The organism is Rheinheimera sp., assembly GCF_037442345.1.
Classification (GTDB): Bacteria; Pseudomonadota; Gammaproteobacteria; order Enterobacterales; family Alteromonadaceae; genus Pararheinheimera.
Map to the genome: position 1 here is coordinate 45,985 of NZ_JBBIQL010000025.1, position 17,293 is coordinate 63,277.

A 17,293-nucleotide genomic window follows, 5' to 3' on the forward strand; every position below is an offset into this window, starting at 1 on the left:
TGATTACCCACAGCTGTTACCACTGCCAGGTGACGCCGACACCGACCACCCGTGGCGCGCCAAAAATGGCGACCGGATCAGCAGGCCAGCGGTACTGGATATAGCCTTTATCCAGCAGGTTATTGGCAAACAGATAGGCTGACCACTGGGTTGCGTCGTAGCTTAAACGGGCATTGACCAAGGTTCTGGATGACAGCTCGATCACATCTGTGCCCGGGCCTGTGGTGACGTCGCTGCGGAAGCTGGTGTTCAGGTTCAGCTGCCATTGGTCTGTGATATACCAGTTACCGCCCACTGCGGCGGTGTGGCGTGGCGCATAGCCAAATTCCTGACCTGAGTAATCAGTAATTTGAGCGTTTTCAACGGTTTCGAACTGGTCATACTGGGTTTTAGACCAGGCATAAGAACCGTACCAGTCAAAGGCATTGTTAATGCGGTGGCGCAGCTCAAACTCGGCACCGTACAGGTGGGATTTACCGGCGTTGACTGTGTGGTAGTCGTAGACATTGTTGCCGAAGTTGGCAATCACTTGTTTGTCGGTCCAGTCAATGTAATACAGGTTGCTGTTCAGCGTCAGGCTTTGGTCCAGCCAACTGCTGCGGTACGCCAGCTCGTAGTTGGTGGTGAACTCAGGCTCGTAAGCAAATACCTGGCCGCGGGCAATATTGTATGAGCTGCCACCAGAGCGGTAACCACGTTGCAGCGTAAAAGCCAGCGACTGTTCTGTGGCAAACTGCCAACGCAGACCCAATTTCGGCAGGAAGGCGGTGAAATCGCGGCTGCTGGCCGGGGTTTCACTGGCTGCATCGGCCACCAGGCCTAACACCGCCATATTAATCCCAGCAATGGCAGCGCCAAGCTGACCATAATTGGCTGGGTCTGGCAGCACACCGACAAATTCAGCGGTGCTGACGTTTTCAAAATCGTACTGCTCTTTGTCATAACGCATACCGGCCAGCAGCGACCATTGCTCAGCCAGCTGATATTCCAGGTCGACAAAGGCGGCCTGGTTTTCTGACTGAGTAGGTGCTGTGCTCAGGTAATCCACCGGGATCACCGGCAGCGCCTGGCCATACAGGCCTGCAACATAAGTGGCTGTGGCGGCATCCAAACCTGCACCTTGCAGCACTAAAGCAATGGTTTCCAGTGGGGTAGGCACATTCACCAGGCTACTGCTTTGGTTGTCCATCTCACGTTTGGACCAGTACAAGCCACCTAAGGCGGATAGCTTATCGCCGTCGTAATGCAGGCGTAATTCCTGTGAAGTGGTTTTGTAATGCTCGTCGGTGCCGCCGTATGACAAGTTTTCTGCGGTTAGATCGTTGTCATAACTACGGGTGGCGTCGGCTTTGGTGCGGGCTGTTACTGCTGTCAGCGACCAGTCGTTGTTCAACTGATAATCCAGCTCCAGCGTGGTAACGTCAGTTCTGGCGTCTGTGCTGCTGGGGCTGTTGGAATAATTCAGTCGGTTGTCAAAATAGTCGTCAGCGGCCAGTGAGGCATAGCTGTACATATAAGGGCCTTCACGGTCATCCCGCATATGCGTCAGGCGGGCGGTAAATCCAGGTAAGGCTGACGGTGTCCACAACAGCTTGATGCGGCCAAGCAGGGATTCGGATTTGTCTTCCGGTTCATTGCGGGTTGGGTTCCAGACGTAACCGTCAAAATCACGTTTTTCCAGTGACAAACGGGCTGCCAGCTCGTCTTCTATCAAGGCGCCACCACCGGCAAAAGAAAAGCGTTTGTCGTCCGGGTCGGACCATTGCGCCCGCACTTTACCGCTCCAGTCCATGGTCGGGTCTGCACTGCGCAAAATCACTGCACCGGCTAGGGCATTTTCACCCTGAATAGTGGATTGTGGGCCACGCAGAATTTCGACCTGGCTGATATCCCATAAATCGGTTGGGCCTGAATCGCTGATCTGGCTTGGCAGTGCGGCGCCATCCAGATACACCGAAGCCAGTGGGTTGGGCGCACCTGCTTCGTTGGCAATACCCCGAATGGTAAAGCCGCGTGACCCATACATAGAGCTGACGTTGGCGGTGCGGTTAATAATATCGTCCAGATTTTGCAGGTTTTCCTGCTCAATTTTCAGCGCCGTGGTCACAGCGACACTACTGGTGGTTTCCTGCAGGCCGCGATCCGTCTTTTCGCCTTTGACGGTAATGCGTTCAATGTCAGCTTCTTTAGCCCCATCCGGGCTTGATTGGGCTGACACAGAAAAGGCAGCGACTAAACAAAGGGTGACACATGACAGGCGAAACGGGGGCAACGACATAACAGCTCCATGCAAAAGGGATTTTTCTAGTCTCTTTTATGGTATCGAAAATGAGAATAGATCTCAATGGCAACTGAGATCTATTCTCATTTTGTCTAAGTCTATGGCCGCCAAAGAAAACTTGGCGTACTCTGGCTGCAAAATTTTGCTGGCAGGGTGAACAAATGAACAGAAGAGGTTTTTTAATTGGTTTGGCCGCAGTGCCTGTGGTGGCGGTGGCTGGTGTCAGTGTGGCGGCCTGCCGGTATTCACCAGACTACGAACCCTTGTTAGCCCGTTTGCTGGCGCTGCAGGGCAAAACCCTGCAAAGCAGTGGCAGCTGGAACCCAAGTCAGATATTCCAGCATTTAGCTCAAAGTGTGCAGGGGTCGCTGGAAGGCTTTCCTGAACACAAAGCAGCCTGGTTCAGCCACACCGTCGGACCGTTGGCGCTGAAGGTGTTTAAAGCCGCAGGAGCTATGCATCACCCGCTGGATCAGCCAATCCCAGGCATGGCTGCACTGGACCCGGCACTCTCTGTCGATTACGCGCTGGGCCACTTGGTGGCTACGCTGCAAAACTTTAACGACGCCACCGAATTACAGCCGCATTTTGCTTACGGCAATCTGTCCAAAGCCGACTACTTAGCCGCCCACCAGCTGCATATTGAGCAGCATTTAAGCCAGATTTCTGTGGTCTAGCGGGTTGGGCTGGCGCGTTTTATTGGAGTTTTTCCGCTGTTAAACAGCTGATTTCGGCGCTTCAATGGCTCTGACTGCCGCGGCCGCCGCCAACTCTTTATGCTGCAGTTCTGTGCATTATCACCCAAAGAGCTTCAGCATGACGTTAAAACTACCAGCCACTTTTAGTCTGTTACTCAGCCTGCTGACGGGCTGTTCAACCGCAGGACCAGCAAACCAGATACTGCAGCATCAGCCACCCGCGGCCTGGGCCAGCGACACGCTGAACAGTGATGGTCGTTATCGCAATCTTTTCGCCAGCCCAAAGCAGTGGCCGCATAACTGCGAGCAACATTGTTATTTGGCGGATGATCGGGTGCTGTGCAAAGAAACCGCCTCGGATTGTCAGGTGCAATGGCCTGAGATGCCGCCATTGCTGCAGGCCCAATTGCAGTGGACAGGTCACGCCAGTTTCCGGTTGTTAACCGCCGATGGTCAATTATTTCTGTTCGACCCGGTGTCAGCAGGGTTTGACTGGCCATTTAACTGGCTGGCTGCTTTGGTGGGCAACAGGCGGGTGACGCCGCAGTTTCCTTTGCTGGCAGACCAGCAGCAGGCCAAGGCTGTGTTGTATTCCCATGCCCATTACGACCACTTTAACCGCGCTGATGCCGTGGCGCTTGGGCAACAGAGCCCGCTTTTTTTACCTGCAGGCATGGCGAAGTACTTACCGGAAGCCGGGCTGCAACTGCATGAAATGGCCTGGTACAGCAGCACAGAGCAGCACGGGGTTAAAATTGATTTTGTACCGGCGCACCATTACACAGGCCGCAGCCTGTATGAACTGGATGGCGACACCAGTTTATGGGGCGGTTGGGTACTGCAACTGCAAGGCCAAAAGGTATATTTCGCCGGTGACACCGGCTATTCACCGGTATTCCAGCAAATTCGCAACCGCTACGGTGCTATGGACCTCTGCCTGATCCCTATTGGTTCTTATCACGGCGAAAACTACCGCAATGCCCACCTGACACCGGAAGACGCATTGCAAGTAGCGGAAGACTTAGGCTGCAAGCGCATGATCCCCTGGGGTTATGGTAACCACAGCTGGTTAATGGGCGACAAAAGCTCCCATTCCGCCCTGCTGCGTCTGTTGTCCATGCACCGCCAGCTGAATTCAAGCGTAGAGCTGCAAATACTGAACGAAGGCGAAATTGTTGGGGTTTAATCCAGAGTCGGCCAGTCCATGAGGCAAATAAGGTTGCTATTTGCCTCATTTGGTGAGTAGATTAAGGGGTCTATTTGCCTCAGGGAGCCATTATGTGGATATGGCAACAGCCCGACTGGCCGGGGAACCAGCCTGAAACAGCGCAGCCTTTTCGTTACAACAGCCTTGAGTTAGCGCCGCTGTTGCGTGAACTGCATTTTTTGCAGGGCCTGTTGCTGGGCAAAACCGGCGCGGCTGAAAACCCGCAGCTGGCCCTCGACACCTTATTGGCCAATATCCTCACCTCCAGCGCTATTGAAGGCGAGCGGCTGAACCATAGCCTGGTGCGCTCGTCGTTGGCGCGTAAACTTGGCCTTGCCGAACCTGAAAACGCACCTATCACAGTTCAGTCCGAAGGTTTGGCTGCCATGTTGTATGACGCTATTGGCAACTGGGCTCAGCCGTTATCACTGGAGCGCTTGCTGCAGTGGCATGCCTGGTTGTTTCCCCCTGTGGAGTCGTTTACCAATAAAGTGGTGGGTGGGCAATTGCGGGGTGACGAGCCGATGCAGGTGGTGTCTGGGCCCCCCGTGGTTGACAATAGTGACAGACCTAAGGTGCATTTTGAAGCGCCGCCACGCTATGTTCTGGAAGCTCAGTTGCAGCAATTTATCGGCTGGTTTAACCAATCGGCCGGCCAGACAGAGCTGGACCCATTACTTCGGGCCGGTATTGCCCATTTCTGGTTTATCACCCTGCACCCGATGGAAGATGGCAACGGCCGTTTAGCCCGGCTGCTGACCGATCTTGCCCTGGCACAGGCTGAACACCAGTCCATCCGCTGTTACGCCATGTCGGTCGCCATATTGCAAAAACGCAGCAGTTATTACGACATTCTGGAGCAAAGCCAGAAAGGTGACACCGACATCACAGCCTGGTTGCTTTGGTTCCTCGAAACCCTGAGAAGCAGCATGCAACAGGCATTGGCCGACATAGACCTAACGCTGCAAAAAACCAGATTCTGGCAGCGTGCTGACCAGAGCCAGCTGAGCAAAGAGCAGGTAAAAGTACTGAACCGCCTGCTGGACGGAGATTTTGCAGATGGCATCAGCAGCAGCCAGTACGAAAAAGTCGCCAAAGTAAGCCGCGCCACCGCCACCCGTCATCTCGCACAGTTGGTCACGCTTGGGTATATGGTAAAGACGGATGCTGGGGGGAGGAGTACGAGGTATAGAGTGGCAATTGATAAAAGTTGAATCCTTGCCAGTCATTGAAGTAAAAGGCAGCGGTCGCTGTTGGTTGGGTAGATAAAGCTGTTCAGGGTGAACAGGTAATGCCTATAATCCCTGCGTTATAAAAAAGTGATATATAGGGACGTAGGCGTTCACTGTGGTAAAAAATTCAATTCCTGTTGTCGATTTATTTGCAGGCCCTGGCGGCCTTGGTGAAGGCTTCTCTGCATTAGACGATGGACGCGCATTTCATATAGTTGTGTCGGCGGAAAAAGATGCTGTTGCGCACCAAACCTTGCGTTTACGGGCCTTTTATCGCTTGCTTCGCTCCGAACGGCCGGCATGCCTGGATGATTACTACAACTATTGTCATGGCAAAACTAACCAGCCGTATTCAGCTGCAACTGAAGATCTATGGCAAAAGGCCAACCAAGAAGCTCTTTGTATTGAGTTAGGGTCAGTAGAAGGTAATTCCAGGCTGGATGAGGCTATTCATCAAGCGTTTGGTGGTGACCCTGACTCAACCCAACCTTGGGTGCTTATAGGCGGGCCACCATGTCAGGCGTATTCACTGGCTGGCCGTTCCAGAAACAAAGGCAATGCAGACTACAAACCCGAAGCGGACGCTCGGCAATTTTTATACAAAGAATACCTGCGGATTATTCAGAAATATAAGCCTGCCATTTTTGTGATGGAGAATGTGAAAGGCCTGTTGACTGCCACAGTAAACGACACCCGAATTTTCCATGAAATTCTTAAAGACCTGGCAGAACCAGACCGGGCCTTGGGCTTGGAGAATAGCGGTACTGGCTATAGGATTTTTTCGTTGGTTTCAGACCAATCCTTTGCCGCAGGCGATGACCTTAACAAACTCAAACCACGTGAATTTGTAATTCGAGCTGAAAACTTTGGTGTACCCCAGGCTCGGCACCGGGTAATTTTGGTTGGTGTTCGGGAAGACTGGCTGAACGGCCCAATGCCTAAGCTTATGCCTCAGCAAGGTGTGAGTGTTGAAGACGCTATCGACGGGCTGCCAAAAATTCGCAGCCGTTTAAGCAAACAAACAGATTCCGCAAAGTTGTGGGCGCTGAATACCGGGCAGTGGCTGCGGGAGTTGGCTGAAAGCGCCACAGAGCAAGGAATGAACGATATTTCTGCTGGCTTGCTACATGTTGCTTCAACCATGCACAAGCACGAAAGCTTTGGCGGCAATATCTACAAAAAAGATTACGATGCAGAAACATCATCTGAAATGCTCGATCAGTGGCTAATGGATGAAAGGTTGGAAGTGTGGCTTAACCATGAAAGTCGTTCTCACCGTATCGATGATCTTGGCCGTTACGCTTATGCTGCAGTATTTGCGGAAAGCAGAGGCAAGTCCCCCAAAGGGCATACGGATTTTTCGTTACCCAAACTGGCGCCTGACCACAAAAATTGGGAATCCGGAAAGTTTGCCGACAGGTTTAAAGTGCAAACAAGGTCAGGGCCTTCTACCACCATTACCAGCCATATATCCAAAGACGGTCATTACTTTATTCATTACGACCCTGAACAATGCCGTAGCCTTACTGTGCGGGAAGCTGCAAGGTTACAGACCTTCCCGGATAACTATTTTTTTCAGGGGCCAAGGACTGAGCAGTTTCATCAGGTAGGGAATGCAGTACCGCCATTTTTGGCGAAACAGATTGCAGATGTAGTATCCAATTACTTACAAGCTATAGCGTAACGTCTCTTTTTCGGTAACCAAATTCAGCCTGCAACAATGGTAGATATGTTCCTTTCATCGATGTCGTAGCACGACAATTTGAATAATTTTTCGCGTATGAGACTCAAAAAACTATCGAACATTCATTTTCAAAACCATTGTAATTAGCATCAACTTGTTTTAGGGTTGGGTACTTGTTAGTGCTTCAAATAACAAGAAAATCTAGCGCGAGAGGGAGTTTGATGGCGCGAGAACAGAGGCATCCACCTAGTGCCGCTTGTCTTTCAGCTTCAATGAGAGATTTAGGGTATTCACTAGAGACCGCAATTGCAGACATTATAGACAATAGTATTTCCGCGAAATCTGACGCTATCGAAATTATATGTGACTTATCGGGTGATAAACCCGTGCTGGTTATTTTTGACAACGGTCAGGGGATGTCAGAAGTTGAGCTGCTTAATGCAATGCGACACGGTACAGGAAATCCCAAGTCACAGCGTTCGCCAAAGGACCTTGGGCGGTTTGGCCTCGGTTTAAAAACTGCTTCCTTTTCCCAATGCCGTTCACTGACTGTGGTGAGTAAATATGAGGGAAACGTCTGTGCTGCTGAATGGGATTTGGATCGAATCGATAATTCAGACGATTGGATTCTCTCAGTATTAGACGATAGAGATATCCAACAGTTACCTTATATTGCTCAACTTGCGAGTAGTGGAACTGCTGTAATTTGGAGAAATCTTGATCGATTAACGGAAGATGAAGCCGGTGATCGGCTGCATGAAATTGTGAATGAAAAACTCAACACTGTGGGACGCCACTTATCCCTTGTTTTTCATCGTTTTTTGTCGGGAGAGGCAAAGGGATATCCAAAAATAGCGCTTAAAATCAATGGTCACCCAATTTCTGCCTTTGACCCCTTTTGCAGAAAAAATCAAGCGACTCAAGTCCTTCCCGAAGAAATAGTCCGCATCGGAAATGCGGAGGTCAGATTACAGCCCTACGTATTACCCCATCACAGTCGTCTCTCTGCATCTGAGTATGATTACTATCAAAGCCGTAGTGACTTCATTTCTAATCAAGGAGCCTACATTTATCGTAACAGCCGCTTGATGGTTTGGGGGGATTGGTTCCGCTTAGTGCCCAAAGGAGAAGCTACTAAGCTAGCGCGTATACAGATAGATTTTCCGAATAGCCTGGATGAAGCCTGGACGATTGATATTAAGAAATCACGTGCACGCCCACCCCATCTGGTTCGCGAAAGACTACGTCAGATAATCGCCAAAATCACAAGTCGGAGCGTGACAGTTCATCGGGGACGTGGCCAGAAATTGTTTCAGGAAACCCAAGCCTCATTCTGGGAGCGGTATGCAGAACACAGTGGCATCAAGTTCGCAATCAATGAACAGCACCCGTTAATCACTACATTAGCAAGTAGGCTCTTACCTGACCAGGTTGATCTGCTCCGTTTATTACTTGAATCGATTTCGGCATCGCTGCCTGTGGAGATGATTTATTCCGATTACTCAACTCAGCCGCGTGAAGTTAACCAGCGGACGGTGGATGAAAGCGAGATTGAGGAACGCTTGCACAGCTTGCGACAGGTTTTATATGGCGATGGGCCCTGCGATGCTGCAGCCTTTCTCCAGATTGTGCGCTCTACACACCTTTTCGACGGCCAGTTGGAACTGGTTGAAAAATACATTAGCGAGGCATTTGCATGAGTATTAAATCCATCACGGAAGAACGAAACATTACTAACGCACTTATATCCGGCCTTGCGAACATGGTTGAAACACCAACGAGGGAACAGGTAGAAGAAAAAGCAAAACAGATAGCCGCGATATTTGGCTATACAGGCGACCTAAGCAATATTGTCACCGAAGCTTTGGTATCAGTTGTTACTCGTATGGGGGCGGGTATTTCTCTTGTTGATGTCAAAGCAAAGCATGATGATCAATGGGTTTACAGGCGGGAAAACTTGGATTGGACCTACACCAAGGCCTACGAAGAGTTTCTTCGCAACGATGGCTGGGCTCCGCAAATGGTTCAGTCGCTGAGTGATGTGACCAATCGTATTCTTGGTCATCTCCAGGATCCTTTCAGTGAGGGAACAAGTTGGAATCGTCGCGGCTTGGTTATTGGCCATGTGCAGTCAGGAAAGACAGCTAATTACACCGGTTTGATAGCACGGGCAGCTGATGCAGGATACAAGTTCATCATTGTTATTGCTGGCATACACAACAACCTCCGTAAGCAGACACAGCAACGAATAGATGAAGCCTTTATTGGCCGGTCTAGTGACCCGGACGATCGTCGTAATATAGGTGTTGGCCTCGCCCCTGGGTACCCTCATCCAGCAACACTAACAAATATTAATGAAGACTTTAATAAAAATACTGCAGCCAAGAGTGGTTGGAGAATCAATGACTTTAGTAAACCAATAATCCTGATTATAAAAAAGAACGTTACAACGCTTAATGCATTACATAAATGGCTTAAAGCGCTAAACGCTGAAGGGGGAGATCGGATAACTGATGTACCTATGCTTGTAATAGACGATGAGGCTGATAATGCATCGATCAACACAAACAAAGAAGACTTAGACCCGACGAGGACGAATGCAATGATTCGTCGCATACTTGGGTTGTTTGCGAAGTCTTGCTATGTCGGCTATACCGCTACCCCGTTTGCAAATATTTTCATCAATCCTGATGCATACAGTGATGATGTCCGTGAAGAACTGTTTCCCCGCGATTTCATCTACTGCCTTGATGCACCCACGACTTACTTTGGAGCTGAAAAGGTATTTCTCAATGAGGCTAGTAGTGAGTCTGTTGTCAGGCCGATCGACGATTGTGAAGATTTCATCCCCTATTCGCACAACCGCGACGATATCATCTATGAGTTACCTCCCAGCCTGTATCGGGCCCTTGACGAGTTTATCGTAGCAAGAGCAATCAGGAACTTGCGCGGGCAGGTTAATAAGCATTGTTCGATGATGGTGAATGTGTCCCGCTTCGTTCCCATCCAGAAGACGGTGCGTGACTTCTTAAGTCTTAGGCTTAAGAAACTAAAGGAAGCGGTTCTTGCTAACTATGCAATGGCTGAGGACGTATCCTCAAAAAATTTGTATATGCAAGGACTAAAGAAAGTGTTCGATACCGAATATGGTAAATTCGAAGTCACTTGGACTGAAGTTAAGGCTGCTTTGCCAGATGTCTTCGAACATCTTCAGCTCTATGTTATCAACAGTCAGAGTGATGAAGCGCTCGATTACGACCGGTACAAGAAGGAAGGTATTGGGCTGACTGCTATCGCGGTCGGAGGTCTGAGTCTTTCGCGAGGCTTAACTATCGAAGGATTGACAATCAGCTATATGTACCGAAATACGAAGATGTACGATACCCTAATGCAAATGGGTAGGTGGTTCGGTTACCGGCCTGGGTTCGAAGATTTATGTCGTGTTCACCTTTCTCGCGATTCAATAGACTGGTACGCACACATTGCTGAAGCTTCTGAGGAATTGGTTCAGCAGATAACCCGTATGCGACGCGACAAACTAAGTCCGACAGACTTTGGACTTTACGTACGTTCGCATCCTGATACTTTGCTGATTACAGCTGCAAACAAAATGCGGGCGGGCGAGCAAGTTACTGTTCAACAGAGCTTCTCTGGGCGCATGCGTGAGACATCTGTTGTTTCGATTGATGAAGACTTAAATAGACGAAATTTCGAGCTCTTCTCAGACCTTTGGCGTATGAATTTTGGAGGTGTGGTCCAGGAACCTACTCAGAAAGGCTTTATATTTAAAGACGTCGAATTGAATGTTCTGGAAGATTTCTTACTTCGATATGAGTTCCATGCCGGTCAAGCCAATTTTAAGAATGATCTTCTCTCCTATTTGCAATTAATTGCGAACCGTCATCCCAAAGCTGACGTTCTACTTATTTCACCTTCAAATGGGACTGGTGGGCATGAGCCGTATAGCCTCCGTAATCAAGAGCGCAGCATCGGAGATGGCCGGTTGGAAGGTAATATTTGGAAGCTCAATAAGAATCGCCTTGCCAGTCGTGGGGACGAGAAGCTTGGTTTAGAAGCTCCTCAGATTCTTAAGGCTGAAGAGGCCGCCAAAGATGGCAAGAGCGAAGATAACAAACCATCAGACTATCACTATCGTCTCGTTCGTAATAAACCTCTCCTCATGCTTCATAGCATTGAACCTAAAGGTAACGACGTAAAGGGGCCTGTAGCAGCCTTTGGGATGAGTTTTCCACTAGAAAAAGATATCCCAACTATTGCGGTTGTTGTAAATCGGATTTGGCTTCAGCAGATGCAGGGATATGCAGACGATCCTGCAGAGGATGACAACGATGCTTGAAGTTTCTCCTTGGGATGAAATAGTTGTTCCTAATGCCGATTTTAATGTTCGTCAAGTTCGTGTTGACACGATTGTGCCGTGTTTTTGGGGGCGTGATGCTTTCGGTTCTTGTCTGTTTATTGTTGAGCTTCAGGGAGATCACAGCAGCCGGTACAGAAAAAGCATGGTTACTGTGAAAGGAGTCGATGTTGATCTTCGCGCTAGTGATATGGGGAGGCAGAATTTAGTCCTTACTCTTGAAAATCACGTCAATCGTGACCTTTTTGAAGGGCTATGTCGGTCTCTTGTTTTTGCGCTGAAACGGGCCACTGACTCAGCTAGTTCCCTGGAAATCTCTCTTGCTCATATCCTACGTTGGAAAGCTTTCCTATCTGGTCGCGGCGTGTATCTAACAGCTGATGCTGTTCGAGGACTCTTTGCTGAACTTGTCTTTCTGGAGGAGTTGCTTTATCGAGGCATGCCTAATCACAACGCGGTTGAGGCATGGTTGGGTCCAGAACGGTCGCACCAGGATTTTATCTTTGGTAACACGGCTGTTGAGATAAAATCCCTTTCAGGTAAGGAAAAAAGTAGCGTTCGTATTTCATCAGAGGATCAGCTTGAATCTGTAAACGATGATTTGTTTCTGCGAATTTATCGGTTAAATAGCATATCGGATGCACAAGGCGCTCGATCACTGAACGAGTTGATTTCTTCAGTCTTGGCAAAGCTTGTAGATACAAAAGCTCTGGAGATCTTTGAACGCAAACTGGTTGCGTATGGCTACGCGCCCCTTCCTGATTACGATGAACCACGTTTTGTTATAAGTGACGTCAATAGCTATAGGGTTGTGGATGATTTTCCTCGCCTCATACGATCGCAACTACCTGAAGGGGTTACCAAGGTTGCTTATGACATTCGACTGGAAACTATTGCTGAGTTTGAGTGCAATGGAATGGCTATTTTCAGGGATATATGATGGCACAAACTAAAGAAGAGTTTTTCCACGACCTCCGCCAAGAGTTGCTAGCTGGAGCAGAAGCAAATGGCCGATTTCAGCTTGACGAATTCATGGAAATTGTAGCTAAAGAGCTGGTCGAAACAGGAATTACAGAAGGTTTCGAGCTCTGCCATTTCCGTGCTCAACGTGGAATACGCGTGGATGGGTACTGGTTCAATGATGAAGGGAGTTTGGATCTATTTATTGCAGACTTCGATTCTAGAACTGAACTTGCAACGTTAACCAAATCCGATGCAGATGCTGCTTTTAAGCGTCTAACAAACTTCTTCGAAGCAAGTGTTAACAAAGGGCTGGCTAATGAGCTGGAAATCACATCTCCGGAATATGGTCTTGCCCGACAAATCGCTGACCGTAAAAGTGGCATTTTTCGAGTCAATTTGATTCTCTTCTCAGAGCGATTATTGAGCGAGAGAATTCAAGATATTCCCGATACAGAGCGAGCGGGTGTGACATTGACCCATCAAATCTGGGACATTTCGCGACTTTATCGTCAACACAATTCTCGTAGCCATAAGGAGCCTTTAGATCTAAATTTCGAGGAGTTGTTTGGGAGTGGCATTGCATGCCTTCCTGCTCACCTCGGCACTGATACATATCAATCCTATCTCGTGGTGATGCCCGCAGATATTCTCGCATCTCTCTACGAAAAGTTCGGGGCGCGTTTATTGGAGCAGAATGTTAGAACATTTCTTCAGGCTCGTGGCAACGTAAATAAAGGGATACGCACAACTATCCTTAGTGAGCCAGGAATGTTCTTTGCCTACAATAATGGGATTACCGCCACGGCTCAGAGTGTCGAAACCGAGGCAACAGATTCCGGATTGATAATTACAAAAGTTGTTGATCTCCAGATTGTAAATGGTGGGCAGACGACTGCATCATTGTTCCATACGCGAAAGAGAGATAACGCGGATCTTTCCCAAGTATTTGTGCAGATGAAGTTGTCTGTTATCGACAGCGTGCAAAGTGAGATAGTAGTACCAAAGATATCTGAGTATGCGAACACTCAAAATAAGGTGAATGCTGCTGACTTTTTCTCCAACCACCCTTTCCATGTGCGAATGGAAGAATTTTCTCGCCGACTGTGGGCTCCGGTACAAAAGGGGGTTATGCGAGAAACACGTTGGTTTTACGAACGTGCACGTGGCCAGTATGTGGACGCTCAGTCAACACTCACACCGGCAGAGCAACGCCGTTTTAAGGCTGAGCATCCGCAGACCCAAATGTTTACTAAGACTGATCTAGCGAAATTTGAAAACGTTTGGGATGAGCACCCTAAGTGGGTGAACCTAGGTTCCCAGAAAAATTTTGCGCGTTATGCAGCACGAATTGGAAATGAATGGAGCAAATCTTCAGATAATTTCAACGAGTTCTATTTCAAGAGAGCTGTCGCACGAGGTTTAATTTTCAGGGCGACAGAGCGTATTGTGTCTGCACAGTCTTGGTACAACGGGGGGTATAGAGCAAACATTGTTGCTTATACGCTGGCACTAATTGCAGAGATTACGAAACACCGAAAGCAAAGCATCAACTATATCGAAATTTGGGAGATGCAAGGTATTGATTTAGTGCTGGAAAAAGCCATTTCTACAGTATCCAAAATTGTGAACGATGACATTATTACCCCGCGACATGGCATCTCGAATATTTCTGAGTGGTGTAAAAAAGAGGCCTGTTGGACGAGTATTCTCGCTACTAAAGAAATAGCAGAAAGTCAGCTCTCCAATGAGTTCTTTCATCGACTTGTGTCGCTGGATGAGCAGATGACCATTGAGCAGTCTGCTAAAAAAATGCAAAGGGTGGATAACGGTATTGAAGCACAACGAAAAGTACTGGCTATTAATTCTGAAGAATGGAATCGCATACGCCAGGTGATGGCAGACCGAGCTCTTCTCTCACCTAAAGAGGATGATATTCTCAAGGTCGCCGTACAGATCCCAATGAAAGTTCCTTCAGAAAAACAGAGCCTAGTCCTGTTGGATATTTTAGAAAAAGTGAGACTAGCCCCTTGAAGGCAACGAGTGCGTTGCAAGGATCCAATTTATTTGAGTTTAAATTAGAGTATCGTTATGAAGGTTGAAGCAAAAATACTTGATAGTCGAGATGATGGCGATACTCGATGCATTCTCGCGAGAATGTCACTCGAAGATTATGTTAGTGTTTTACCTACATCCTACCAAGACTATGATGTTCAGCGAGGAATAGTATCGAATGTATATCTTGATCACCTTGTCGATACTGTTCTTAAGCGTCGCCATATTCCACCAATAGTGCTTGTTGTCGATAGCTCAGATTATGAGTTAAATGCTGATCTACTCGGATTGGAATCCTTTAAGATCTTAGACGGACTTCAACGAACATACCGTTTACAAGCTATTCGAAAGACAATTGATTTTTGCTGTACGAATCTTGATCCAGAAGTTGATTATTTATCTTGGCCAAAATTCAAATTTTCCAGAGAGTACTCTCATCAATTACATGAATTGGGCTCTAATACCGACGTTTTACGCGCAGTTTTTGAAGTCTTTAAGCGTGATGGTAAAGAAAGTCTGCTAAAAACATTTACTGATAATAATCAATGGTTTGAAATTTGGATTGGTCTTACACCCTCTGACGAAGTTCGTAAGATGCTAATGCTAAATGCAGGACACAAACCAGTGAAGGCTGCACATCAGCTTGAGCTTCTTTTTTTGAATTTATTACCAATTTTAGTGGAAGGTGAGGGGCAAGATTTCTCGCTAGTTCGCGAAAAGAATATAAGTGCTACTCAATTCAGCAAAAACAGGGCAATCGGAAGTTTCCACTTTGCTCATGTGGTAACTGCACTGCTTTCGTTCTGTGAAGGTAAACCAGTAACGCCCTCTGCTGAATTAATACAAGGTTTACAAGCCGACTCTGAAATTGATTCATATCTGGAACTTATGACCCCCCAATTTCTAAAAGATATCGTTACATTTCTTGTGCGCTTAGATCGTAAATTATTTGAACAGTATGGTGATGTTGGAATTCTATGGATGGGTAGAGAAGTCTCTCTTGCTGGACTATTTGGAGCTATAGGTGCTGTGGCGAAAGATACAAAGAGAGATCGTATAGAAGAGATGAACTATTTTTACGAAACTTGTAAAAAAAATGACAGTATTCTTAACTTGATAGAGTTTGAAGCAGTAAGAAACAGCTTAGATTTAAGTAAGGTCAATATTGGTAACGTCAATCGTTCGGCTATATTTTCTGCTGTAAAAGAAATACTTACAGATACAGATCTAAAAGCAGCCAGATGGAAAAAACATTTCAACATGGAGGAGAAATGAAAAAGTATGAAATCCTCTATGATTGGCCTATTGAAGAAATCCGGCGGCTGTCGGATTCAGAAATTGCAGCATCTTACGCGGCACAATTAGTTGAACCTGAGCTAAGTCGTTTTGTTGAATTAACTGAAAAAATAAGACTTCTTGGTGCTGACTTAGCGAAAGCTAAAGCTGAAAGAGCTCATTTCACTAAATGGGGCGAAATTCGTAACTATATTGAAGAATATGATGCACAGTTTAGTTCCTTTCCGCCACCCTCAGTTGATAAGTTGAGAATGTCTCTGCTATTGGCTCACAAGTTGTCTGAGTTTTCACCGCCTCTTGATATGACAGACATAGAAGCCGATGTATTTGAGATTCGAGAAATTACACAGCCGGTTCCGAATACATGGTTTTGCCGTGAGAACTCTTTATCTTTATCCGATTCAGTGGCTTTACTTACCTTGTCCGACATTAGTGTGGTTGCCAATGACATTATGGCGACAAACATGTCTCCTAATTTTTTATTCCATTTGATTGCGACGCTGAATCTTACGCCTGAATTGCCATCTTTTCAGATGATATTTGTAAAGAAAATGACTCCACAGATTGATTCCATGGCTATAGATGCCTTTGCACGTTTGGCCATTCTCTCTACCGGGAAAGCTGTGCACTCCGCACGTAGGTACACAAATCCTCCTAACATACTAAATATTAATGAAATAAAACCTGGTGCGGCATATCACCAATGGATTGAAATACTTAATGTTCTTAGTGAATACAATAGTCGTGATGATGCTCTTTTGAAGTTTTTAACTATCTATCACGTCATAGAAAATTTTATGTTCAAACGACCAATTGTTGAGCTTGAACAAAAAATGAATGGTGCGATGTTCTCGATCCGTGATTTTAAAAGACTTTATGATAATGTAAAAATAAAGGAAGAGGACGCATTAAAAAATCTTTTCCAGGAAGTGTTTAAAATGGAGGCACTGCCAAGGATTAAATTTAAGGATCACATTGTTACTCGCTGGGAGCGTTTAGTGCCAACTATGTCAAAGGAAAAAATTGATGATTCGCTTAGATTGATAGGGTTAAGTTTTTCATTCAATTTCTTTAAGGGTGAATCGGCACTTTCTTGCTTTTCAAAACTGATTTATACGCTTCGAAATACGATTGTTCACAATAAGGAAACTGAGTTTCATCTAACCTACGCTTCTTTAGATATGCACCCAAGTTTGTGTAAGATAATTGAAGAATTTGCTCTTCCCAGTCTTGAGGAAATTTGTTTTTATTTGATTAGTAAGCCTAACCAGGTGCTCTGGTATCAGAATAAAGATATTTGTTTATATCAATAGTTAATTGTTCAACCAATGATGGATTTGTTGAAGTTGATCTATATTGATTTTGACATATGAATAGTTTTTCCAACTAACTATTTGACATAAATTATTAGGAAGTTTATCACACACAAAAAGGTCGTGTAAACATCCCCTAAAATCGGTGCATTCCTGATTAGAGTTCTCCGGCGTACACTACGTCTGAGGAGA

11 protein-coding genes are annotated in these 17,293 nt (G+C 46.8%); 10 read left to right on the top strand and 1 reads right to left on the bottom strand.

Annotated features, from left to right (window positions below):
- Positions 1–16 precede the first annotated feature (16 nt).
- Positions 17–2,278, bottom strand: a complete 2,262-nt coding sequence (locus WKJ04_RS15170) for a TonB-dependent receptor (RefSeq protein ID WP_337881179.1) — start codon at positions 2,276–2,278, stop codon at positions 17–19.
- Between the two features lie 164 nt (positions 2,279–2,442).
- On the opposite strand from WKJ04_RS15170, the gene WKJ04_RS15175 reads away from it, so the two are divergent.
- The 10 genes from WKJ04_RS15175 to WKJ04_RS15220 all read left to right on the top strand — a co-directional run bounded on the left by WKJ04_RS15175 (position 2,443) and on the right by WKJ04_RS15220 (position 17,101).
- On the top strand, positions 2,443–2,958 hold the full coding sequence (locus WKJ04_RS15175) for a DUF1569 domain-containing protein (RefSeq protein WP_337881180.1): 516 nt from the start codon (positions 2,443–2,445) through the stop codon (positions 2,956–2,958).
- Positions 2,959–3,097: 139 nt separating this feature from the next.
- Positions 3,098–4,165, top strand: a complete 1,068-nt coding sequence (locus WKJ04_RS15180; RefSeq protein ID WP_337881181.1) for an MBL fold metallo-hydrolase — start codon at positions 3,098–3,100, stop codon at positions 4,163–4,165.
- 92 nt (positions 4,166–4,257) lie between these two features.
- Positions 4,258–5,400 (top strand): Fic family protein, encoded by a 1,143-nt coding sequence (locus WKJ04_RS15185; protein ID WP_337881182.1) that lies wholly within the window; start codon positions 4,258–4,260, stop codon positions 5,398–5,400.
- Between the two features lie 133 nt (positions 5,401–5,533).
- Positions 5,534–7,102, top strand: coding sequence for a DNA cytosine methyltransferase (locus WKJ04_RS15190; protein ID WP_337881183.1), 1,569 nt, complete (start codon positions 5,534–5,536; stop codon positions 7,100–7,102).
- Positions 7,103–7,323: 221 nt separating this feature from the next.
- Positions 7,324–8,802 carry an ATP-binding protein gene (locus tag WKJ04_RS15195; RefSeq protein WP_337881184.1) on the top strand — a complete coding sequence of 493 codons (1,479 nt, stop codon included), beginning with the start codon at positions 7,324–7,326 and terminating at the stop codon, positions 8,800–8,802.
- Entirely contained in the window at positions 8,799–11,459 is a 2,661-nt protein-coding gene (locus WKJ04_RS15200) for a Z1 domain-containing protein (RefSeq protein WP_337881185.1), read from the top strand. Before WKJ04_RS15195 ends, WKJ04_RS15200 begins: the two co-directional genes overlap by 4 nt.
- Positions 11,452–12,417, top strand: a complete 966-nt coding sequence (locus tag WKJ04_RS15205) for a PD-(D/E)XK motif protein (protein ID WP_337881186.1) — start codon at positions 11,452–11,454, stop codon at positions 12,415–12,417. Before WKJ04_RS15200 ends, WKJ04_RS15205 begins: the two co-directional genes overlap by 8 nt.
- Complete coding sequence (locus tag WKJ04_RS15210) at positions 12,417–14,471, top strand: AIPR family protein (protein WP_337881187.1); 2,055 nt, start codon at positions 12,417–12,419, stop codon at positions 14,469–14,471. Before WKJ04_RS15205 ends, WKJ04_RS15210 begins: the two co-directional genes overlap by 1 nt.
- Before the next feature lie 57 nt (positions 14,472–14,528).
- Positions 14,529–15,767, top strand: a complete 1,239-nt coding sequence (locus WKJ04_RS15215; RefSeq protein ID WP_337881188.1) for a hypothetical protein — start codon at positions 14,529–14,531, stop codon at positions 15,765–15,767.
- On the top strand, positions 15,764–17,101 hold the full coding sequence (locus WKJ04_RS15220; protein WP_337881189.1) for a hypothetical protein: 1,338 nt from the start codon (positions 15,764–15,766) through the stop codon (positions 17,099–17,101). The genes WKJ04_RS15215 and WKJ04_RS15220 overlap by 4 nt, the downstream gene beginning before the upstream one ends.
- The last annotated feature ends 192 nt before the right edge of the window (positions 17,102–17,293 follow it).

Excerpts from the sequence above, each read along its gene's own strand:
- WKJ04_RS15185 (WP_337881182.1), top strand. The coding sequence starts at position 4,258 with ATGTGGATATGGCAACAGCCCGACTGGCCGGGGAACCAGCCTGAAACA.
- WKJ04_RS15175 (WP_337881180.1), top strand. The coding sequence starts at position 2,443 with ATGAACAGAAGAGGTTTTTTAATTGGTTTGGCCGCAGTGCCTGTGGTG.
- WKJ04_RS15205 (WP_337881186.1), top strand. The coding sequence starts at position 11,452 with ATGCTTGAAGTTTCTCCTTGGGATGAAATAGTTGTTCCTAATGCCGAT.
- WKJ04_RS15220 (WP_337881189.1), top strand. The coding sequence starts at position 15,764 with ATGAAAAAGTATGAAATCCTCTATGATTGGCCTATTGAAGAAATCCGG.
- WKJ04_RS15170 (WP_337881179.1), bottom strand. The coding sequence starts at position 2,278 with ATGTCGTTGCCCCCGTTTCGCCTGTCATGTGTCACCCTTTGTTTAGTC.
- WKJ04_RS15215 (WP_337881188.1), top strand. The coding sequence starts at position 14,529 with ATGAAGGTTGAAGCAAAAATACTTGATAGTCGAGATGATGGCGATACT.
- WKJ04_RS15195 (WP_337881184.1), top strand. The coding sequence starts at position 7,324 with ATGGCGCGAGAACAGAGGCATCCACCTAGTGCCGCTTGTCTTTCAGCT.
- WKJ04_RS15180 (WP_337881181.1), top strand. The coding sequence starts at position 3,098 with ATGACGTTAAAACTACCAGCCACTTTTAGTCTGTTACTCAGCCTGCTG.
- WKJ04_RS15210 (WP_337881187.1), top strand. The coding sequence starts at position 12,417 with ATGGCACAAACTAAAGAAGAGTTTTTCCACGACCTCCGCCAAGAGTTG.
- WKJ04_RS15200 (WP_337881185.1), top strand. The coding sequence starts at position 8,799 with ATGAGTATTAAATCCATCACGGAAGAACGAAACATTACTAACGCACTT.